This window comes from Bradyrhizobium sp. USDA 372 (assembly GCF_053629095.1).
Genome location: NZ_JBRJHR010000001.1, coordinates 6,401,401 through 6,419,793, shown reverse-complemented (window position 1 = coordinate 6,419,793; position 18,393 = coordinate 6,401,401). Strand labels below are relative to the sequence as shown.

Below are 18,393 nucleotides of genomic sequence, written 5' to 3'. Positions count from 1 at the left end.
TTTCGGCATAAATCTCTCTGACTGATCAACTTAGTTCCTTTTTCAGACTGACGACCTGCAGGAAACCGCATCATGAAATGGGACACGCTTGAGGAAGAGCCCTGCTCGCTCGCCCGCACCGTCGCCGTGATCGGCGACCGCTGGACGTTGCTGATCCTGCGCGAGTGCTTCTTGCGCGTACGGCGTTTCGAGGGCTTTCAATCCTCGCTCCAGATCACGCGCCATCTTCTCTCGGAACGGCTGAAGAAGCTGGTCCGCTTCGGCATCCTGCGCCGCGTCCCCTATTCCGAGGCGCCGAAGCGCTACGAATACATCCTCACCCAAAAGGGGCTCGACCTCTACCCGATCATCATGGCGATGGTGCATTGGGGCGACACCCATATGGGCGACGAGCGCGGCCGCCCGCTGCTGCATGAGCACAAGAGCTGCGGCAAGCTGTTCGACCCCGTCATGGTGTGCTCGGAATGCGGCGAAGTGCTGCATGCCAGGCAGGTGCATGTGCATGCGGGCCCGGGGCGGAGGGAAGTGGCCGGCTGAGTGAGGCGCACCTCACAAAGCTCAGGCGAAGGGAACGCCGTAATAGGAGTTAATGCCGCGCACGGCGGCGTCATCGCCCCAGTTCCAGTCGGTCTTCTCACTATATTTCGGCGCGCCTTCCAGATCCTTGGCGGTAATCGCGGTTACGTAACCGCCGAGCTCGGTGTCGTACTTCAGCGACTGCCAGGGCAACGGATAGTGATCATTGCCGAGGCCGAGAAAGCCGCCGAAACCAAGCACTGCATAAGAGACCTTGCCGCTGATCTTGTCGATCATGACCCGTTCGATCGATCCGATCTTGTTACGATCGGCGCCGTAGACGGCGGTTCCCTCGACCTTGTCGCTTCCGATCAGCCGGCCCATCTCGTTGCGGTCCAGTTCACCCTGATTCAGCATCGTCATTCTCCACTCAGCCATTTGGGAATCAACCGAAAGGGGTGAGCGATCGTTCCGGCGCGTGTTCCGCAAATGCTTGGGAACATCGCCACAAAGAACCGGTTCTCTGAGACGACCGAGGCCGCAACAAAGAGAGCCGCCCGCAATGTCCCAGACCGTCTCCGACTTCATCATTCAGCGCCTGCACCAATGGGGCGTGCGCCACATCTTTGGCTATCCCGGCGACGGCATCAACGGCGTGTTCGGTGCGATGAACCGGGCCGACGGCAAGATCGGCTTCGTGCAGGCGCGGCACGAGGAGATGGCGGCGTTCATGGCAACCGCCTACGCGAAATTCTCGGGCGAGCTCGGTGTCTGCATTGCGACCTCCGGTCCCGGCGCCTCGCATCTCGTCACCGGGCTGTACGACGCGCTACTCGATCACCAGCCGGTGCTGGCGATCGTCGGCCAGCAGGCTCGCAATGCGCTTGGCGGTCACTATCAGCAGGAGCTCGACCTTCTCTCGATGTTCAAGGACGTCGCAGGTGCCTATGTCATGCAGGCCTCCTCGCCTGCACAAGTGCGACACCTGATTGATCGATCGGTGCGGATCGCACTGGCGCGGCGGACTCCGACCGTCATCATCTTGCCCAACGACTTGCAGGAGGAGCCTTACGAGGACCCGCCGCGCGCGCACGGCACGCTGCACTCCGGCGTCGGTTACAGCGCACCTAAAGTCATCCCTCGTGATGCCGATCTCGACCGTGCCGCGGAGATCCTCAATGCCGGCAAGAAGGTCGCGATGCTCGTCGGCGCCGGCGCACTTGGCGCCACCGACGACGTCATTGCGGTCGCCGACCGGCTGTCGGCCGGCTGCGCCAAGGCATTGCTCGGCAAGGCCGCGCTGCCCGACGACCTGCCATGGGTCACCGGCTCGATCGGCCTGCTCGGCACCGAGCCCAGCTACAACATGATGATGGAATGCGACACGCTGCTGATGGTGGGCTCGGCCTTTCCCTACGCCGAATTCCTGCCGAAGGAAGGCAGCGCGCGCGGTGTGCAGATCGACATCGACGCCAGCCTGATGTCGATCCGCTTTCCCATGGAGGTCGGCCTCGTCGGCGATGCCGCCGAGACGCTGCGCGCCTTGTTGCCGCGGCTGAAGCCCCGGAGCGACGGCGCCTGGCGCCAGAGCATCCAGGAGGATGTCGCGACATGGTGGAAGACATTGGATGACCGCGCGCATCAGCCCGCCGCGCCGGTCAATCCACAGCTCGTCGCCTGGGAATTGTCTCCGCGCCTGCCCGACCGGGCCATCATCACCAGCGATTCCGGCTCATGCGCCAATTGGTTCGCGCGGGACCTCAAGATGCGGCGCGGCATGACGGCCTCGCTGTCCGGCGGCCTCGCCTCGATGGGCGCTGCGGTGCCTTACGCGCTCGCGGCCAAATACGCCCATCCCGACCGCCCCGTGATTGCACTCGTCGGCGACGGTGCCATGCAGATGAACAACATGGCCGAGCTGATCACCGCTGCGAAGTATTGGCGCGACTGGAAGGACCCGCGTTTCGTCGTGTGCGTCTTCAACAACGAGGATCTCAATCAGGTCACCTGGGAGCAGCGCATCATCAACGGTGATCCCAAGTTCGAGGCTTCGCAGCGCATTCCCGATGTCTCCTATTCGCGCTTCGCCGAGCTGATCGGCCTGCGCGGCATCTTCGTCGACAGCCCACAGCTGCTCGGCTCGGCCTGGGAGCAGGCGCTTGCGAGCGAGATGCCCGTCGTGCTGGAGGTGAAAACCGATCCCGAGGTGCCGCCGCTGCCGCCGCACATCACCTTGCAGCAGGCCAAGAACTTCTCGCTCGCCCTGATGAAGGGCGACCCGAACGAAAGCGGGATGATCAAGGGAGCCGCGCGGCAGGTGCTGGAATCGATTCTGCCCGGAAAACAATGAGGTGAGCCATGAGTGACTTCCGCGATATCAGGCACGGCGTCAACGACCCCGTCGATGGCGTGGACGTGAAGTACCACATCAACGACAATCGGACGCCGCACGAGCGGGCGCAGCGCCATGCTGACGTCCGGGCCGACGCAACCGCTGCGCCGGCCGAACCGTTCCTGCCCGAGCGGCTTCGACGCAAGCCGACAGATCCGATCAATCCGCGCACCGGACGCAATCCCGCGGATTAGCCGTTAGGAACCTCGGCCCCGGCGGCGTGTTGGTCGGCGCACATCGCCGGCAAGCGGCCGCGCGACCTATCGGAAGGATTTGACCATGAAACGCACAATCATCGCGCTTGCCTGCATGGTTCTCGCAGGCCCGGCCCTCGCCCAGTCGCTCGGCGAAAAGACCGGCGTGAATTCGGTGCTCGGCGTTGCGCCTGCAACCGCCGACTTCGTGACCCAGGTCGCGATCAGCGACATGTTCGAGATCGAATCAAGCAAGCTTGCTCAGCAGAAGGGCAACGCGGAGGAGAAGACCTTCGCGCAGCAGATGATCACCGATCACACCAAGACGAGCAGCGAGCTCAAGGGACTGGTCGGCAATGGCAAGGTTCAGGCCACGCTGCCGACGGCGCTCGACGGCTCGCATCAGAGCAAGATCGACAAGCTCAAGAATGCGAGCGGCAAGGATTTCAGCTCGGACTACAATTCCTATCAGGTCAGCGCGCATGAAGATGCCGTGTCGCTGTTCGAACGTTACGCCAAGGGTGGCGACAATGCCGAGCTCAAGGATTGGGCCGGCAAGACACTCCCGGCGTTGAAGCACCACCTCGACATGGCCAAGAACCTCGGCAGGGCGCCGAGCGTCGGCCAAACCAAGTAACGCATTGCTGCAGGACGCCGGCCGTCCCGGCGTCCTTCCCGGCAGCGCGATGAGAAACGTCATCGCGCTGCCGCTGCGCGGGCCTGTCGGTTGCGCCCAGGAACCTTCCTTGTCTCCAGGCTTTACAAAACCGTCATGGAGGATATCTCGCCGACGGACCGATGGCCTTAGTAACAGTCAAACCCACCCGGATCGATACGGCGATCGCCAACGAGATCGCGCACAATACCAACTCGGGGCTCGAGCATGCCGCCCAGGCCCTGACCTGGGGTGCCGACGAGCATATCCTGGTCGCACTCGCGGCGACGGGATGGCTCTACACCCGCCTCCGGCATCCGCAGCAGCGCCCCCTGGCCGATCACGTTCTGATCGTGTCGCTGGTGACGGCCGTGTTGCCGCATGTCTTGAAATCCGTGTTCGATCAAACGAGGCCCGACCGGCTGACGGTGAGCGGCCACTGGCGCGGTGTTCCCTTTTCGGGGCGGGCCCGCGACGCATTTCCCTCAGGTCACGCCGTGCATATGGGCGCGCTTGCCTCGGCCGCCGGCCTGTTGCCGCCGGCTCGCCGCAGCCTGGCGCGCTCCTTTGCCGTAGCGCTGTCCCTGACGCGCCTCGCGCTGCTCGCGCACTGGGCCAGCGACGTCGTGGCAGGCTTCACGCTCGGCATCATCGTCGAGCGATTGCTCAGGCCGTTCACACTGGCGACGTCACGGCAGCGGCGCGAGGGCTCGGAGGGACAGCCATGACCGAGTATCTCGTGCGCTTCGTCGCCGGCGGTCTGATCGTATCCGTCTTCGCGATCTTGGGTGACATGCTGCGGCCGAAGAGCTTTGCCGGGCTGCTTGGCGCAGCGCCGTCGGTGGCGCTGGCTACTCTCGGCATCGCCGTGGTCCAGCACGGCCCGCAATATGCTGCGGCCGAGAGCTGGACGATGATCTATGGCGCCATCGCGCTCGCCTGCTACAGCATCGTGGTCTGCCACCTCCTGATGAGGCTCAGTCTCGGCGCGCTTCCAGCAACGATCCTCGCCTTTGCCGCATGGCTCGTGGTCGCCTTCGGCCTGCTCGCCGGCCTGGGAGGTGCGGCCTGATGCTGGTGAAGCTATCGACATCGGCGCTGAAACAAACGCGGTGGTACGAGTACGCCATTCGCTTCTTGCTCGGCGGCGGTGCCACGGTGCTCGCGGGCGTTATCGGCTCGAAGTTCGGCACGGCCGTCGGCGGGCTCTTTCTTGCTCTTCCGGCCGTCTTCTGCGCCAGCGCGACACTGATCGAAAGCCACGAGCGTCACGCCAAGGAGAAGGCCGGCCTGAGCGGGCGCCGTCGCGGGCAGAAGGCGGCGGCGCTCGACGCCGCAGGTGCCGCACTCGGCAGCATCGGCCTCGCCGCGTTCGCCGCCATCTTCTATGCCATCGTCGAGGCAAGCGCCGTATTCGCTTTCATCGCGGCGCTGACGGTCTGGGCCATCGTTTCCGTGTCGGCATGGTGGCTCAGGCGCAAGCTTCGCATTGTCTCCCACAAATCGCGCCGATCAGGCCATTCGCCGTCGGCAACGGGCTCTCGCTACGCGAAGCCCTAGTTCGCTTTCGCCCCCGTCGAGGGCTGCGATTGCGGCGGCTGGAGGCCCGGGCTGTTGGCCCAGCGCTCGACCTCATCGATGATCTTCTGCTGGCTTGGCCGCACCGGCCCGGGCGCCGCGGGCTCTTCGGAAAGCTTGCGAGGCAACCTGACTTCGTCCGTCATGGTCTCTCTCCCTTCCGGGAACAATGCCTCACGGCGTGCCGCGTTTCTAAATCATTGATTTCATTTTCTTACTCATTTGGAGGCTTTGTCGGGTTTCGCGGAACTCTCACCAAGTTGGTTCGTTGAGTAAACTACTCAACCTACTCAATTTGCGTGATCGCCATGAACGACCTTCGCGCCGAGCGCCTTCAGGTCATGCTCTCGCCGGAAGAGTTGGCCGCCGTCGACGATTTCCGGTTCAAACACCGCATGCCGACGCGGGCGGCAGCCGTCCGCGAACTCCTCAAGTTCGGACTGGCCGCTGTGGGCGTCGATGCCGCTGCCGGCGTGAAGTCGAGCAGCTTCGGCGTGTTCGGCCGCGGGCCTGAGGGACATACTCAGGGGGATCCGGAGAGCGGCGGCGGCTGACGCACATAAGCCTCTTCCACAAGCAAACGACCCCGGCACGGTGGGTGCCAGGGCCGTCCTTGGAGATGCTTCCGGCGCACCGGGGGCATGACTACCGGAAGCAATCCGTCGACTCTTCCCGCGCGAATTCGTTCCTGGTGAGAGCTAGCCTGTGGCGTCGCTCGAGCCGTCCGGCATGGCGCCGGAGCCCGGCGTCTTGCTGTTGTCGTTCAGCTTGGGATCGCGCGTCGCTTCACGCGAGGGCGAGCCTTTCGGATCCGTCTTGTGCACGGATTGCGCACGTTCCTTGTCGCGTGGCTGCACCTCCCCACGCTTGTCCTTGACGATGCCTTGGTCGGAATGGGCCATGATGCGTTCTCGCTTCTCCTGATGTGTCGGAGCGCTTACGCATTACGGCCGCGAATGTTCCGCTGCTGCAATCAGCTGCGCGCGGCGTGAACGGCAGATGCGTTCTCGAGATGCACCTGTCGCACCGTCGTCACCGTCGCGAAGGCGACGGAGACGCCAAAGGCGAGAATGAGGGAAAGAAGAGCCAGACGTGGAGCCATCGCCAAACCTCCTTCTGCAACTGGAAATCGCCGCGATCGACGTTCCCCGGATGATCCCAAATCAGTTGCGTGCCTTCCGTGAGCGGTCTCACATGCAGGTTCGTGAGGCCGAGCTCACCCGTTCCGCTTTGGGGCTGCATGAGCCGGGACGGGCGAAATTTCGCCATCGAGCCAATCCTGCTCGTTGGCCAGCGCCGTCCAGGCGTCGGCCATGCGCGAATAGCGCTTATGGGCGGGCTGTCCGTCGGCACGCTCGGCAAGCTGAAGACAATTGTCGGCATTGTCTCGGAAGATGTCAGACTGTTTCATATAAAAGACGTGGGGACGGAACTCCTGCGTCGCAACCCGCTTACCGGATCGTAATGGTTCAGGGAACTTTCGCACGGAGTTGGTCATTGAAGATCGATGCGAGTTGTCGCCGCAATCATCCTGGCATTCATCAGCACCTCGGCGCTTGCCGACAGCGTTGCCGAACGAAAGCCCGGCGAACGGCCACCCTCCGCGATCGAGGTGATCAGCGCCGTCTACAATTTCAGCCGGTTTCAACAGGGGCTGCTCGAGAACACCGACCTCAAGGGCAACGCGGAGGTCAAGAATCTCGCCGCCTTGCGCGCCGAGGAAGCGGTCAAGCGCGACAAGAAGCTGAAAGAGGTCCAGGAGGCCATCGGCGCGGAACTGCAAATCGGAAAGGCAGCACTCGCCTCTCCAAGCGCGAGCCTCGTCGAGCCCGAAATGTCGGACGGCCCGGCCTACGTCAGAAGCTTCTATGCGGCGCAGATTCCCGAATATGAATCCATCATCGGCCTGCTCGAGCGCTACCTGGTGGCGCCCGACAACGCGGCGCTCGCAGCGTTCGCGCGCGAACAGCTGCCGCTGCTGCGCGCGCAGGTCAGGGACGCCGAGCGCACCATGGCGGACAAATAGCCTCTACTTGTCGCTCGGACGTTGCTGGCTTTGCGGCCGCACGGTGCGGTCACTCTCCGGCATCTTGTCGCGGCCTGCATCGCCGTTGTCGTCCTTGCCGCCGGACGACGACGTGCCGCTTCCGCTTGGATTCGAGCGGGTGGCCGCTCCGGTGGTCGGCGTGTCCGCCCGCGGGTTGGCGGAGCTTGCGGCGGGGTCGCCCGTCACCGACCCGCGCCCGCTCGGCGCACCGCCCTGCGCCAGGGCCGATCCCGCGGCAAGCACGATAATGGCGATGGCGGCAAGTCCTGCTTTCATATCCGTTCTCCCTGTCTGCGCTGGCTAACCGTCGGGCTCGGCGCTCCGTTCCGAAGGATGGGCGCTGACGGACGCAGGGGGCGACCGGACCCGGGAGGCATTTTCTTTCCGAGCGGTGTGGAACCAAATCGGGGCATCGTCGTTAGCTCGGTCGGGCTGAGCAAAGCGGGTTCCATTTCCCGGCGCCATACGTTGGCGCTTGATTTCGAATTTGGCTGACGCTCTATTCGACCAACGCGTCTTGCCTCGGATTCGGCCGACGCCTGCGGGGGAATCAGTATGAGCGACCTCGATCCCGGAACTGCATCACGCTCCGGTCGTCGCGTCCCAAAGCCAAAAATCAACGGTACGTCCGAGTCGGATTCGCGGGGCGAACTGCTACTCGCCTTGCAGGCGATGCGCAGCGGTGACTTTTCGGTCCGCATGAGCGGCGACTATCTCGGCATTGACGGCAAAATTGCCGACACTCTTAACGAAATCATCGCAGCCAACCAGCGCATGGCACAGCAGCTCGAGCTGGTCGGCCAGGTGGTGGGGCGCGAAGGCAAGACCCGCCAGCGCGTGAAGTTCGGCCTCGCCTCCGGCTCCTGGGCCGACATGGAAGGTTCGGTCAATACGCTGATCGACGACCTGTTGTGGCCGACGCGCGAGGTGACGCGCGCCGTCGCCGCCGTGGCACAAGGCGACCTGCTGCAGACCGTCAAGCTCGACGTCGACGGCCGTCCGCTCGGCGGCGAGTTCTTGCAGTCGGCGACCATCGTCAACACCATGATCAAGCAGCTCGGCGTGTTCACCTCGGAGGTGACGCGCGTCGCGCGCGAGGTCGGCACCGAGGGCAAGCTCGGCGGCCAGGCCCAGGTGCCCGAGGTGACCGGCGTCTGGAAAGACCTCACCGAGAGCGTCAACTCGATGGCGAACAACCTGACCAACCAGGTTCGCAACATCGCCGAGGTGACGATCGCGGTCGCCAACGGCGACCTCTCCAAGAAGATCACGGTCGACGTCCGCGGCGAGATCCTCCAGCTCAAGGAAGCCATCAACACGATGGTTGACCAGCTGCGCTCGTTCGCCTCCGAAGTGACGCGCGTTGCGCGCGAGGTCGGCACCGACGGCAAGCTCGGCGGCCAGGCCATCGTGCCGGGCGTCGCCGGCACCTGGAAGGACTTGACGGACTCGGTCAACGCGATGTGCGGTAACCTCACCGCACAGGTGCGCAACATCGCCAACGTCACCACCGCCGTGGCGCGCGGCGACCTCTCGCGCAAGATCACGGTGGACGTGCGCGGCGAAATCCTCGAGCTGAAGGACACCATCAACACCATGGTGGACCAGCTCAACTCGTTCGCCTCGGAAGTCACGCGCGTCGCGCGCGAGGTGGGCACGGAAGGAAAGCTCGGCGGTCAGGCCCAGGTGCCCGGCGTGGCCGGCACCTGGAAAGACCTCACCGACAACGTCAACTTCATGGCCTCGAACCTGACCGCGCAGGTCCGAAACATCGCCGACGTCGCGACCGCCATCGCGAGCGGCGATTTGTCGAAGAAGATCACGGTGAACGTCTCGGGCGAAATCCTTCAGCTGAAGGAGACGCTCAACACCATGGTCGACCAGCTCAACGCCTTCGCCGGCGAAGTGACGCGCGTCGCGCGCGAGGTCGGCACCGAGGGCCGGCTCGGCGGCCAGGCCAACGTGCTCGGCGTCGCCGGCACCTGGAAGGACCTGACCGAGAGCGTCAACTCGATGGCCTCGAACCTGACCGCGCAGGTCCGCAACATCGCGGAGGTGACCACCGCAGTCGCCGGCGGCGACCTCTCGAAGAAGATCACCGTGGACGTGCGCGGCGAAATTCTGGAGCTGAAAGACACCATCAACACCATGGTGGACCAGCTCAACGCCTTCGCCGGCGAAGTCACGCGCGTGGCGCGCGAGGTCGGCACCGAAGGCAAGCTCGGCGGCCAGGCGGTGGTGCGCGGCGTCGGCGGCACGTGGAAGGACCTCACCGACAGCGTCAACTCGATGGCCTCGAACCTCACCGGCCAGGTCCGCAACATCGCCGAGGTCGCAACCGCGGTGGCGAAGGGCGACTTGTCCAAGAAGATCACGGTGAACGTGTCGGGCGAAATCCTTCAGCTGAAGGAAACGCTCAACACCATGGTCGACCAGCTCAACGCCTTCGCCGGCGAAGTCACGCGCGTTGCCCGCGAGGTCGGCACCGACGGCAAGCTCGGCGGCCAGGCCGACGTGCCCGGCGTCGCCGGCACGTGGAAAGACCTGACCGACTCCGTGAACTCGATGGCGGGCAACCTCACCGCCCAGGTCCGCAACATCGCCGAGGTCGCGACCGCGATCGCCGGCGGCGACCTGTCGCGCAAGATCACCGTGGACGTGCGCGGCGAGATCCTTCAGCTGAAGGACACGCTGAATACGATGGTCGATCAGCTCAACCGCTTCGCGGGCGAGGTGACGCGCGTGGCGCGCGAGGTCGGCACCGAAGGCCGCCTCGGCGGTCAGGCCAACGTGCCCGGCGTCGCCGGCACCTGGAAGGATCTCACCGACAGCGTCAACTCGATGGCGGGCAACCTCACCGCCCAGGTCCGCAACATCGCCGAGGTCACGACCGCGGTGGCGCGTGGCGACTTGTCGCGCAAGATCACCGTCGACGTGAAGGGCGAAATCCTCGAGCTGAAGAACACCATCAACACCATGGTGGACCAGCTCAACGGCTTTGCCGGCGAAGTCACGCGCGTGGCGCGCGAGGTCGGCACCGAGGGCAAGCTCGGCGGCCAGGCCGAAGTGCCCGGCGTCGCCGGCACCTGGAAGGACCTCACCGACAACGTCAACTTCATGGCCTCCAACCTGACGGCGCAGGTCCGCAACATCGCCGAGGTCGCGACCGCCATTGCCGGCGGCGACCTGTCGAAGAAGATCACGGTGGACGTGCGCGGCGAGATCCTGCTGCTCAAGGACACCCTGAACACCATGGTCGAGCAGCTCCGCTCCTTCGCCGCCGAAGTCACGCGCGTGGCGCGCGAGGTCGGCACCGAAGGCCGGCTCGGCGGCCAGGCCGTCGTGCCCGGCGTCGGCGGCACCTGGAAGGACCTCACTGACAACGTCAACCTCTTGGCTGCGAACCTCACCACCCAGGTCCGCAACATCGCCGAAGTCACCACGGCGGTCGCGCGCGGCGACCTCTCGCGCAAGATCACCGTGGACGTGAAGGGCGAAATCCTCGAGCTGAAGAACACCATCAACACCATGGTGGACCAGCTCAACGCCTTCGCCGGCGAAGTGACGCGTGTCGCGCGCGAGGTCGGCACCGAGGGCAAGCTCGGCGGCCAGGCCCAGGTGCCCGGCGTCGCCGGCACGTGGAAGGATCTCACCGACACCGTCAACTTCATGGCGGCGAACCTGACCGAGCAGGTCCGCGGCATCGTCAAGGTGGTGACCGCGGTCGCCAATGGCGATCTGAAGCAGAACCTCACCGTGAAATCGAAGGGCGAAGTCGCGGCGCTCGCCGACACCATCAACAACATGACCGAGACGCTCGCGACCTTCGCCGATCAGGTGACTTCGGTGGCGCGCGAGGTCGGCGTCGAAGGCCGGCTCGGCGGCCAGGCCAACGTGCCCGGCGCCGCCGGCACCTGGAAGGACCTCACCGGCAACGTCAACCTGCTCGCGGCCAATCTGACCTCGCAGGTGCGCGCGATCGCGGAAGTCGCAACCGCGGTGACCAAGGGCGACCTGACGCGGTCGATTCAGGTCGACGCCCGCGGCGAAGTGGCAGAGCTGAAAGACAACATCAACACGATGATCACCAACCTCCGTCTCACGACGGACGTGAACACGGAACAGGACTGGCTGAAGACCAACCTCGCCAAGTTCACCAACATGCTCCAGGGCCAGCGCGACCTCACCACCGTCGGCCGGCTGCTGCTCACCGAATTGTCGCCGCTGGTGAACGCCCACACCGGCGTGATCTACCAGGTCGAGAACGAGAACGATCCCCAGCTCCTGCTGCTCGCCTCCTACGCCAGCGACGGCGTCTACCCCTATCAGCCGGTGCTGCAGTTCGGCGAAGGCCTGATCGGCCAGTGCGCCTTCGACAAGCGGCCGCGCGTCGTCTCCGACATTCCGTCGGACGTGGTGCCGATCAACTCGGCGCTGTTCCGCGTCGCGCCGAAGAACCTCGTCGTGCTGCCGGTCCTGTTCGAAGGCCAGGTCAAGGCCGTGATCGAGCTCGCCTCGCTCGTCTCCTTCACGACCTCGCAGATGACGTTCCTGGAGCAGCTCACCGACTCCATCGGCATCGTGCTCAACTCGATCGAGGCCACGATGCAGACGGAAGGTCTGCTCAAGCAGTCGCAGCAGCTCGCCGGCGAGCTGCAGACCCAGCAGCGCGAATTGCAGCAGACCAACGACCAGCTCGAGCAGAAGGCGCAGCAGCTCGCCGAGCGCAACGTCGAAGTCGAGCGCAAGAACCAGGAGATCGAGCAGGCCCGCCGCGCGCTCGAGGAGAAGGCGACCGAGCTCGCGCTGACGTCGAAGTACAAGTCCGAATTCCTCGCCAATATGAGCCACGAGCTGCGCACGCCGCTGAACTCGATCCTGATCCTCGGGCAGCAGCTCAGCGACAACCCCGATGGCAACCTCTCGGCCAAGCAGGTCGAATTCGCCCGCACCATCCACGGCGCCGGCACCGACCTCTTGAACCTCATCAGCGACATTCTCGATCTCTCCAAGATCGAGTCCGGCACCGTGACGGTCGACGCCGAGGAAATCCTGACCGCGAACCTGCTCGAGACCGTCGGCCGGCCGTTCCGGCACGAGGCGGACAACCGCAACCTGTCGTTCAAGATCGACGTCGATCCGAACCTGCCGCGCAGCATCGTGACCGACTCCAAGCGGCTGCAACAGGTTCTGAAGAACCTGCTCTCCAACGCCTTCAAGTTCACCGCCGACGGCGAAGTGCGCCTGCAGGTCACCGGCGCCATCGGCGGCTGGGGGACGGATCATCCGGTGCTGAACTCCGCGCCGGCCGTGATCGCCTTCGAAGTGTCCGACACCGGCATCGGCATTCCCCTGGAGAAGCAGAAGCTGATCTTCGAGGCGTTCCAGCAGGCCGACGCCGGCACCAGCCGCAAATATGGCGGCACCGGCCTCGGCCTTGCGATCAGCCGCGAGCTGGCCAGCCTGCTCGGCGGCGAGATCCACCTGCGCAGCGCGCCGGGCAAGGGCTCGACCTTCACGCTCTATCTGCCCTTGAAATATTCCGGCCCGACCCTCGCGCCGCGGGCGCCAGCGCCGCAGCAATACAGCCAGCCGCCGGCGCTGCAGCCGGCCGCGCCTGACCAGCAGCGCGTCATCGAGCAGCTGCCCGACGACCGCCTCAACCTCGAGCCCGGCGACACCATCCTCCTGATCGTCGAGGACGACCCCCATTATGCCCGCGTGCTGGTCGATCTGGCCCGCGACAAGGGGTTCAAGGTCCTGGTCGCCGCGCGCGGCGCCGAGGCCCTCGAGCTCGCCAAGCAGTACCAGCCGACGGCCGTCTCCCTCGACGTCTTCCTGCCCGACATGCTCGGCTGGACCGTGCTGAGCCAGCTCAAGCACAATCCGCTCACCCGCCACATCCCGGTCCAGATCATTACGCTCGACGAGGACCGCCAGCATGCGCTGGCGCGCGGCGCATTCTCCTTCGTCAACAAGCCGACGACGACCGAGGGCGTCTCGGCCGCGCTGACGCAGATCAAGGAATATGCGCGGCCGCGGCGCAAGCGGCTCTTGATCGTCGAGGACAACGAGGCCGAGCAGCTCTCGATCCGCGAGCTGCTGCACCACGACGACATCGAGATCCTGGCCACGGATACCGGGGCCGGCGCGCTCACGACGCTGCGCGAGCAGCCCTGCGATTGCGTGGTGCTCGACCTCAGGCTGCCCGACATGAGCGGCTTCGAGGTGCTCGATCAGATCCGCAACGACGAGGCGCTGTCGAACATCCCCGTCGTGGTGTTCACCGGCCGCGAGCTTTCCGCCGAGGAGGATGCCGAGCTCCACACCATGGCGCGCAGCATCGTGGTCAAGGGCGTGGAATCGCCCGAGCGCCTGCTCGACGAGACCGCGTTGTTCCTGCATCGCGTGATCACGGAGCTGCCGGTCGAGAAGCAGCGCATGCTGGAGAAGCTGAACAGTTCCGACGAGGACCTGATCGGCAAGACCGCCCTGCTCGTCGACGACGACGCCCGCAACATCTTCGCCCTGTCCAGCGTGCTGGAACGACGCGGCATGAAAGTGCTGACGGCGACGACGGGCAGCGAGGCGGTGACACTGGTCGAATCCAATCCGGAGATCGCGATCGTGCTGATGGACATCATGATGCCGCAGATGGATGGCTACCAGACCATCGGCGTGATCCGCGAGAACCCGGCCTTCTCCCGTCTGCCGATCATCGCGTTGACCGCCAAGGCGATGAAGGGCGACCGCGAGAAGTGCCTCGAAGCCGGCGCGTCCGATTACCTCGCCAAGCCGGTCAACACCGACCAATTGCTGCTTGCGATCCGCATGTGGCTGCATCGCTGAGTTGGACCCGCGTATGGACCAGGAAAAGGTCAACATCCTGCTCGTCGACGATCAGCCGGCCAAGCTGCTCGCCTATGAGGTGATCCTGAAGGATCTCGGCGAGAACCTCGTGATCGCCTCCTCGGGCCGCGAGGCGCTGGAGGTGCTGCTCAAGACCGAGATCGCGGTGATCCTGGTCGACGTCTGCATGCCCGAGCTCGACGGCTTCGAGCTCGCCGCGATGATCCGCGAGCATCCGCGCTTTCAGAAGACCGCGATGATCTTCATCTCAGCCATCCAGGTCAGCGACATCGACCGGCTGCGCGGCTACGAGATGGGCGCGGTCGATTACGTGCCGGTGCCGGTCGTGCCGGAGGTGCTTCGCGCCAAGATCAAGGTGTTTGCCGAGCTCTACCGCAAGACGCGCGAGCTCGAACGGCTGAACCACGAGCTCGAGGACCGCGTCCGCGCCCGCACCGCGGAACTGGAGGCTTCCACCGCGAAGCTGCGCGAGAGCGAGCAACGGCGCAGCATGGCGATCGCGGCCGGCAAGATGGGGTCCTGGGACTGGGACTGGATCAGCGGCGATTGGATGTGGGACGAGGGGCAATACCGCATCTTCGGCGTCAGCCCCGAGGATTTCGAGGTCACTCCGGCCAGCGTTCAGGCCCTGTTGCACCCCGACGACGTCGATCAGTTGCGCAAGGCGATCGCGGAATTCAACAAGGGCACGCGCGCCTACGAGACGGAGTTTCGCATCGTGCGGCCCGACGGCGAGGTGCGCTGGTGCGTCGGCACGGCGGCTGCGACGATGGACGAGAGCGGGCGCGTGGTGCGCGTCAGCGGCGTGACCGTCGACATCACCGAGCGCAAGCGGGCCGAGGAGCGGCAGAACCTGCTGGCGCGGGAAGTCGATCACCGCGCCAAGAACGCGCTGGCGCTGGCGCAATCGATCGTCCGCCTCACCCGGGCCGACGAGGTCAAGGCCTATGTCAACGCCGTCGAGGGGCGCATCAATGCACTGGCGCGCGTGCACACCATCCTGTCGTTGTCGAGCTGGCAGGGCGCCGAGCTCTCCAGGCTGATCGACGAGGAGCTTGCGCCCTATTCGCTCGGCGGCCAGATCAAATTGGCAGGGCCCGAAGTTCAGCTGGTGCCGGCGACGGCCCAGACGCTGGCGCTCGCATTGCACGAGCTCTTCACCAACTCGGCCAAGTACGGCGCGCTCTCGACCCGATCGGGGCGGCTCGCGATCGACTGGCAGGTCGACGCCGAGCGGCTCACGCTGAGCTGGGAGGAATCCGGCGGTCCCCTGGTCAAGACCCCGAAATCCCGCGGCTTCGGCACGCGAAGCCTGCTTGCGAGCATCGAGTCCCAGCTTGGCGGACAGGCGCAGTTCGATTGGCGCGCCGAGGGCCTGTTGTGTCGTCTGGAGGTGCCGTTGACACGCAAGAGCGCGACGACCGCACCCGGCAAGTTCGACACCGCGGGCGCTGCCGAATTGCAGCGCGCATCCGGCTAGCCGGACGCTGCGCTCGTCATGCGCTGAGCCGTGCGCGGTTCGCGCGCGACGCGCCCTTCGAGCCAGGCTTCCGTTCGCGCGAGATCGCGCAGCGCCCTCGCGTAGCGGCGAGCCGCGCTCCGCTCCGCGCCACGCGGGAGCTTGCGCGCCTTGCGCAGGATGTCCGCGGCTGCGTTGCGATAGGCCAGCGAGCGGTAAAGAAAGACGACCTTACCCATGTCGATGTTCCCCGTCGATGTTCCCGTTTTGCCGGCGCTCATCTTGGCAAGCCCGGCATGAACGCCGGATGAAGCGGGCGATGACAATTCCTTCAGCGGAACGGAACCAGGGAATCACGAGCGCGTTGGCGTGGCAGTTCGGGATGCCGTCGCATGCGCACCAACAACAAGAAGTCGTCCGAGCTGATCTCTGCCAGCGGCCTTATCAGGCTGATGACGCATGCAATGATGGGCGCAGCGCTCGGCCTCACCTTCAGCCTCACGCTCGTCCTGTCCAATCCAGCCGTGGCCAACCTGCTGAACAACGGCGGGGGCCAGGCCGCGACGGTCTTCGCCCTCACCTTGGTAACGACCTTCGCGATCGGCGCGACGCTCACCGGCGCCGTGTTCATCCTGGCCGAGGACAAGCAAACTTGAAGCGTGCGTGACGCACGGAAGATGCCTTGCCGGGAACTCCTGCCGCGAGGCGCGGTTTGCTGCCTGCGTCAATTTAACACAGGGAGTTCCCCCGCATGAACACGACCAAGCTCGCTCTCGCCGTCATGGTAGCAACCCGGCCTTGCCGCCACGCCGTTCGCCGCCCAGGCCAAGTCGCACAAGGCCAAGCATGGATCCTCGACGTCATCGTCGCAGACCACCGGCGCCAACACCAAGTCTTCCAAGGGCGCTGACCCCACGGGCCAAGGCGGCGCCGGCCCGGGCTCCGATCAGAGCGGCACCATGACGAACAAGGGCAGCATGACCAACACTAAATAGGCGCTCCCAAATCATGGAGGGCCCCGCCATTGCGGGACCCTCTGTCTTCCATCTCATCTTGGGGTCGGCACTTGGCGGTATCCGGCGCCAACGATCTCAGCGGCGCTCGGCTGCGCGCGCGGGATTGCCGCCTGTCTTCACGGGACGAAGGCGCACCCGGTCGCGGACGTCAGGCAGAACGTCGCTGCCGCCGGCCGCCTTCCATTCGGCAATCAGGAGGTTGATTTTCCGGCGCAGGTCCATCTGCGCCAGGGCCCTTTCCGTGCAGTCGCGATCGCGCTCGACGAGGTCGCGCACCGACGCCTCGACGTCGGCCATCTCAAGCCTCAAGGCTCTGATTTTACGTCGAATTTCATTAATTCTGTTGTCCATGGCTTGTTAGAACAAAATAAGAACATATAGTCAAGTCACGATTTCAGGACGGAGACGCCAGATGCAGGTTCAAGGTAAATACGACGCCAGATTTGTACTTGGCGAGCAGATGACGCGGGCGCAGGGCCTGAAGCTGAAGCGGCTGAGCGATGAGGCCTATCAGCCCGGCCAATATGCGCGGGATCTGTCCTTTAGCGAGGCCGCACGGCGCATCCAGGCGCTGGAAGCGGAGATCGAGCTGGCAAATTCCTTCTAGAGCATGGTCCGGAAAAGTGTGCGGCGATTTTCCGAAGAGATCATGCTCGAACAATAGCCTAAAGCGCGATGACGGTTCATCCTAATCGCATCGCGCTTTAGCTGCGCCGCCCGCGCTCCCGGAACCATGGTTGTGCCGAATGGTTCTCCTCGCCGAGGGAGAACATGCATGGCACGCAAGGCAAAGAAACGCCGCTACTCAAGCAGCTCGGGCAGCGATGTCGCCAGCGAGATGCGGCGCTACAAGAAGGGCACCGCGAAGAGCGGCCGTGGCGGGCGCGGCGGCCGCGTCAAGAGCCGCAAGCAGGCGATCGCGATCGGATTGTCGAAGGCACGCAAGAAGGGCAAGAAGGTCCCGAAGAAGGCTTCGAAGCGCAAGACCGCCAAGAAGACGTCCAAGAAATCGTCGAGGACGTCGTCCAGGAAATCATCGAGCAAGAAATCATCGAAGCGCAAATCATCCAAACGGTCGCGCTGACCGGTCTCAGATCATGCTCCCCGGCATGAAGCAGCGGATCGAAATCCCGAACGCAGTCTTGACCGGCCACACCATGGTGCGGCCGGCCCGGTTCGGCTCGGTGATGACGGCTTCATCCGGCACGTCGATCCACTGCCCGTCGAGCCGCACACGGTAACGCCCGTTGTGCGACTCCCAGTCGGGATCGGCGACGGCGAAACCGTCCGCATCCGAGCAGCACGGACCGAGATGGCTGCGCAAACTGTCGAACCATGGCTTCAGAGGGGAATCCGCGTAGCGGCCGTCGTCGCGCCCGAGGGCGTTTCCGCCTGAGAGCACCAATGGCGCCACCAGCAGCGCACTCCTCAGCGAGACCTTCAATCGATCCATGTCGGCACCGATCTCATGTGAACCGCCGGCGAGTTCCACAAAGCGCCGCGAGGTTCGAAGTTCCACGCTTGCAACCCCTCTCAGCGGCGACGTTGCCGCAGAGCACCGAGGCACCTGGCGAGTGTGATCAGCGAACACGGCTTTTTCGGACGCACCCGGTCACCCTACCTGCCGTTAACGAGAATGTTATCGGACCTGGCGAGCTCGTGTGCG

Annotated in this window: 23 protein-coding genes and 1 pseudogene; 15 read left to right on the top strand and 9 right to left on the bottom strand. The window is 64.8% G+C overall.

All coding sequences use genetic code 11. From position 1 onward, the window contains the following. The first annotated feature begins 72 nt into the window (after positions 1-72). The gene (locus AB7M16_RS30040; protein WP_453946071.1) at positions 73-537 is read left to right on the top strand and encodes a winged helix-turn-helix transcriptional regulator; all 465 of its coding nucleotides are present in this window, start codon (positions 73-75) and stop codon (positions 535-537) included. Between the two features lie 21 nt (positions 538-558). Here AB7M16_RS30040 and AB7M16_RS30035 read toward each other — a convergent pair whose 3' ends face one another. Next, positions 559-933 (bottom strand): PRC-barrel domain-containing protein, encoded by a 375-nt coding sequence (locus AB7M16_RS30035; RefSeq protein ID WP_172787328.1) that lies wholly within the window; start codon positions 931-933, stop codon positions 559-561. A 145-nt stretch (positions 934-1,078) separates the two neighbouring features. Here AB7M16_RS30035 and AB7M16_RS30030 point away from each other — a divergent pair, with 145 nt between their 5' ends. The 6 genes from AB7M16_RS30030 to AB7M16_RS30005 all read left to right on the top strand — a co-directional run bounded on the left by AB7M16_RS30030 (position 1,079) and on the right by AB7M16_RS30005 (position 5,317). After that, complete coding sequence (locus AB7M16_RS30030; RefSeq protein ID WP_453946069.1) at positions 1,079-2,866, top strand: thiamine pyrophosphate-requiring protein; 1,788 nt, start codon at positions 1,079-1,081, stop codon at positions 2,864-2,866. A gap of 8 nt (positions 2,867-2,874) precedes the next feature. After that, the gene (locus tag AB7M16_RS30025; RefSeq protein WP_172787326.1) at positions 2,875-3,102 is read left to right on the top strand and encodes a hypothetical protein; all 228 of its coding nucleotides are present in this window, start codon (positions 2,875-2,877) and stop codon (positions 3,100-3,102) included. Positions 3,103-3,187: 85 nt separating this feature from the next. Then, positions 3,188-3,739, top strand: coding sequence for a DUF4142 domain-containing protein (locus AB7M16_RS30020; protein WP_453946067.1), 552 nt, complete (start codon positions 3,188-3,190; stop codon positions 3,737-3,739). Between the two features lie 161 nt (positions 3,740-3,900). Next, the gene (locus AB7M16_RS30015) at positions 3,901-4,485 is read left to right on the top strand and encodes a phosphatase PAP2 family protein (RefSeq protein ID WP_453946066.1); all 585 of its coding nucleotides are present in this window, start codon (positions 3,901-3,903) and stop codon (positions 4,483-4,485) included. Then, complete coding sequence (locus AB7M16_RS30010; protein WP_453946064.1) at positions 4,482-4,829, top strand: DUF3147 family protein; 348 nt, start codon at positions 4,482-4,484, stop codon at positions 4,827-4,829. Before AB7M16_RS30015 ends, AB7M16_RS30010 begins: the two co-directional genes overlap by 4 nt. After that, complete coding sequence (locus AB7M16_RS30005; RefSeq protein ID WP_453946062.1) at positions 4,829-5,317, top strand: DUF3147 family protein; 489 nt, start codon at positions 4,829-4,831, stop codon at positions 5,315-5,317. Before AB7M16_RS30010 ends, AB7M16_RS30005 begins: the two co-directional genes overlap by 1 nt. On the opposite strand, the gene AB7M16_RS30000 is transcribed toward AB7M16_RS30005, so the two are convergent. Beyond that, on the bottom strand, positions 5,314-5,481 hold the full coding sequence (locus AB7M16_RS30000) for a hypothetical protein (RefSeq protein WP_271500348.1): 168 nt from the start codon (positions 5,479-5,481) through the stop codon (positions 5,314-5,316). The genes AB7M16_RS30005 and AB7M16_RS30000 overlap by 4 nt on opposite strands. Before the next feature lie 162 nt (positions 5,482-5,643). On the opposite strand from AB7M16_RS30000, the gene AB7M16_RS29995 reads away from it, so the two are divergent. After that, positions 5,644-5,889 (top strand): hypothetical protein, encoded by a 246-nt coding sequence (locus AB7M16_RS29995; protein WP_271500345.1) that lies wholly within the window; start codon positions 5,644-5,646, stop codon positions 5,887-5,889. Between the two features lie 144 nt (positions 5,890-6,033). On the opposite strand, the gene AB7M16_RS29990 is transcribed toward AB7M16_RS29995, so the two are convergent. From AB7M16_RS29990 to AB7M16_RS29980, 3 genes are all read right to left on the bottom strand, one after another. Beyond that, a complete protein-coding gene (locus AB7M16_RS29990; RefSeq protein ID WP_172787319.1) occupies positions 6,034-6,237 on the bottom strand; it encodes a hypothetical protein in 204 nt (67 codons plus the stop codon). Between the two features lie 71 nt (positions 6,238-6,308). Further along, positions 6,309-6,437, bottom strand: coding sequence for a hypothetical protein (locus AB7M16_RS29985; protein ID WP_257187568.1), 129 nt, complete (start codon positions 6,435-6,437; stop codon positions 6,309-6,311). Between the two features lie 114 nt (positions 6,438-6,551). Further along, positions 6,552-6,746 (bottom strand): hypothetical protein, encoded by a 195-nt coding sequence (locus AB7M16_RS29980; RefSeq protein WP_172787378.1) that lies wholly within the window; start codon positions 6,744-6,746, stop codon positions 6,552-6,554. 96 nt (positions 6,747-6,842) lie between these two features. Between AB7M16_RS29980 and AB7M16_RS29975 the strand changes: the two genes are divergently transcribed. Continuing rightward, a complete protein-coding gene (locus AB7M16_RS29975) occupies positions 6,843-7,361 on the top strand; it encodes a DUF4142 domain-containing protein (protein WP_453946059.1) in 519 nt (172 codons plus the stop codon). A gap of 3 nt (positions 7,362-7,364) precedes the next feature. On the opposite strand, the gene AB7M16_RS29970 is transcribed toward AB7M16_RS29975, so the two are convergent. After that, entirely contained in the window at positions 7,365-7,658 is a 294-nt protein-coding gene (locus AB7M16_RS29970; RefSeq protein WP_172787317.1) for a hypothetical protein, read from the bottom strand. Positions 7,659-7,937: 279 nt separating this feature from the next. On the opposite strand from AB7M16_RS29970, the gene AB7M16_RS29965 reads away from it, so the two are divergent. After that, a complete protein-coding gene (locus tag AB7M16_RS29965; protein ID WP_453946057.1) occupies positions 7,938-14,231 on the top strand; it encodes a HAMP domain-containing protein in 6,294 nt (2,097 codons plus the stop codon). 13 nt (positions 14,232-14,244) lie between these two features. Beyond that, positions 14,245-15,732, top strand: a complete 1,488-nt coding sequence (locus AB7M16_RS29960; RefSeq protein WP_453946055.1) for an HWE histidine kinase domain-containing protein — start codon at positions 14,245-14,247, stop codon at positions 15,730-15,732. On the opposite strand, the gene AB7M16_RS29955 is transcribed toward AB7M16_RS29960, so the two are convergent. Continuing rightward, entirely contained in the window at positions 15,729-15,950 is a 222-nt protein-coding gene (locus AB7M16_RS29955; protein ID WP_453946053.1) for a hypothetical protein, read from the bottom strand. The two genes, AB7M16_RS29960 and AB7M16_RS29955, sit on opposite strands and share 4 nt — an antisense overlap. A 153-nt stretch (positions 15,951-16,103) precedes the next feature. Between AB7M16_RS29955 and AB7M16_RS29950 the strand changes: the two genes are divergently transcribed. Both AB7M16_RS29950 and AB7M16_RS29945 read left to right on the top strand, forming a co-directional pair. Then, a complete protein-coding gene (locus tag AB7M16_RS29950; RefSeq protein ID WP_212254659.1) occupies positions 16,104-16,367 on the top strand; it encodes a hypothetical protein in 264 nt (87 codons plus the stop codon). A gap of 95 nt (positions 16,368-16,462) precedes the next feature. After that, positions 16,463-16,706, top strand: a pseudogene (locus AB7M16_RS29945) (hypothetical protein). A gap of 96 nt (positions 16,707-16,802) precedes the next feature. On the opposite strand, the gene AB7M16_RS29940 reads toward AB7M16_RS29945, so the two are convergent. Beyond that, positions 16,803-17,024 (bottom strand): hypothetical protein, encoded by a 222-nt coding sequence (locus AB7M16_RS29940; protein WP_172787311.1) that lies wholly within the window; start codon positions 17,022-17,024, stop codon positions 16,803-16,805. 115 nt (positions 17,025-17,139) lie between these two features. On the opposite strand from AB7M16_RS29940, the gene AB7M16_RS29935 reads away from it, so the two are divergent. Both AB7M16_RS29935 and AB7M16_RS29930 read left to right on the top strand, forming a co-directional pair. Further along, positions 17,140-17,334 carry a DUF3072 domain-containing protein gene (locus AB7M16_RS29935; RefSeq protein ID WP_172787310.1) on the top strand — a complete coding sequence of 65 codons (195 nt, stop codon included), beginning with the start codon at positions 17,140-17,142 and terminating at the stop codon, positions 17,332-17,334. A gap of 168 nt (positions 17,335-17,502) precedes the next feature. After that, positions 17,503-17,811 carry a DUF6496 domain-containing protein gene (locus AB7M16_RS29930; protein WP_453946051.1) on the top strand — a complete coding sequence of 103 codons (309 nt, stop codon included), beginning with the start codon at positions 17,503-17,505 and terminating at the stop codon, positions 17,809-17,811. A gap of 6 nt (positions 17,812-17,817) precedes the next feature. Here the strand turns inward: AB7M16_RS29930 and AB7M16_RS29925 are convergent, their stop codons facing one another. After that, positions 17,818-18,180: a hypothetical protein gene (locus AB7M16_RS29925; RefSeq protein ID WP_172787308.1), complete on the bottom strand. Its 363-nt coding sequence runs from the start codon at positions 18,178-18,180 to the stop codon at positions 17,818-17,820. Positions 18,181-18,393: the final 213 nt, after the last annotated feature.

Coding starts and splice junctions, on each gene's coding strand:
- AB7M16_RS30040 (WP_453946071.1), top strand. CDS start 73: ATGAAATGGGACACGCTTGAGGAAGAGCCCTGCTCGCTCGCCCGCACC.
- AB7M16_RS30035 (WP_172787328.1), bottom strand. CDS start 933: ATGCTGAATCAGGGTGAACTGGACCGCAACGAGATGGGCCGGCTGATC.
- AB7M16_RS30030 (WP_453946069.1), top strand. CDS start 1,079: ATGTCCCAGACCGTCTCCGACTTCATCATTCAGCGCCTGCACCAATGG.
- AB7M16_RS30025 (WP_172787326.1), top strand. CDS start 2,875: ATGAGTGACTTCCGCGATATCAGGCACGGCGTCAACGACCCCGTCGAT.
- AB7M16_RS30020 (WP_453946067.1), top strand. CDS start 3,188: ATGAAACGCACAATCATCGCGCTTGCCTGCATGGTTCTCGCAGGCCCG.
- AB7M16_RS30015 (WP_453946066.1), top strand. CDS start 3,901: ATGGCCTTAGTAACAGTCAAACCCACCCGGATCGATACGGCGATCGCC.
- AB7M16_RS30010 (WP_453946064.1), top strand. CDS start 4,482: ATGACCGAGTATCTCGTGCGCTTCGTCGCCGGCGGTCTGATCGTATCC.
- AB7M16_RS30005 (WP_453946062.1), top strand. CDS start 4,829: ATGCTGGTGAAGCTATCGACATCGGCGCTGAAACAAACGCGGTGGTAC.
- AB7M16_RS30000 (WP_271500348.1), bottom strand. CDS start 5,481: ATGACGGACGAAGTCAGGTTGCCTCGCAAGCTTTCCGAAGAGCCCGCG.
- AB7M16_RS29995 (WP_271500345.1), top strand. CDS start 5,644: ATGAACGACCTTCGCGCCGAGCGCCTTCAGGTCATGCTCTCGCCGGAA.
- AB7M16_RS29990 (WP_172787319.1), bottom strand. CDS start 6,237: ATGGCCCATTCCGACCAAGGCATCGTCAAGGACAAGCGTGGGGAGGTG.
- AB7M16_RS29985 (WP_257187568.1), bottom strand. CDS start 6,437: ATGGCTCCACGTCTGGCTCTTCTTTCCCTCATTCTCGCCTTTGGCGTC.
- AB7M16_RS29980 (WP_172787378.1), bottom strand. CDS start 6,746: ATGAAACAGTCTGACATCTTCCGAGACAATGCCGACAATTGTCTTCAG.
- AB7M16_RS29975 (WP_453946059.1), top strand. CDS start 6,843: ATGCGAGTTGTCGCCGCAATCATCCTGGCATTCATCAGCACCTCGGCG.
- AB7M16_RS29970 (WP_172787317.1), bottom strand. CDS start 7,658: ATGAAAGCAGGACTTGCCGCCATCGCCATTATCGTGCTTGCCGCGGGA.
- AB7M16_RS29965 (WP_453946057.1), top strand. CDS start 7,938: ATGAGCGACCTCGATCCCGGAACTGCATCACGCTCCGGTCGTCGCGTC.
- AB7M16_RS29960 (WP_453946055.1), top strand. CDS start 14,245: ATGGACCAGGAAAAGGTCAACATCCTGCTCGTCGACGATCAGCCGGCC.
- AB7M16_RS29955 (WP_453946053.1), bottom strand. CDS start 15,950: ATGGGTAAGGTCGTCTTTCTTTACCGCTCGCTGGCCTATCGCAACGCA.
- AB7M16_RS29950 (WP_212254659.1), top strand. CDS start 16,104: ATGCGCACCAACAACAAGAAGTCGTCCGAGCTGATCTCTGCCAGCGGC.
- AB7M16_RS29940 (WP_172787311.1), bottom strand. CDS start 17,024: ATGGCCGACGTCGAGGCGTCGGTGCGCGACCTCGTCGAGCGCGATCGC.
- AB7M16_RS29935 (WP_172787310.1), top strand. CDS start 17,140: ATGCAGGTTCAAGGTAAATACGACGCCAGATTTGTACTTGGCGAGCAG.
- AB7M16_RS29930 (WP_453946051.1), top strand. CDS start 17,503: ATGGCACGCAAGGCAAAGAAACGCCGCTACTCAAGCAGCTCGGGCAGC.
- AB7M16_RS29925 (WP_172787308.1), bottom strand. CDS start 18,180: ATGGATCGATTGAAGGTCTCGCTGAGGAGTGCGCTGCTGGTGGCGCCA.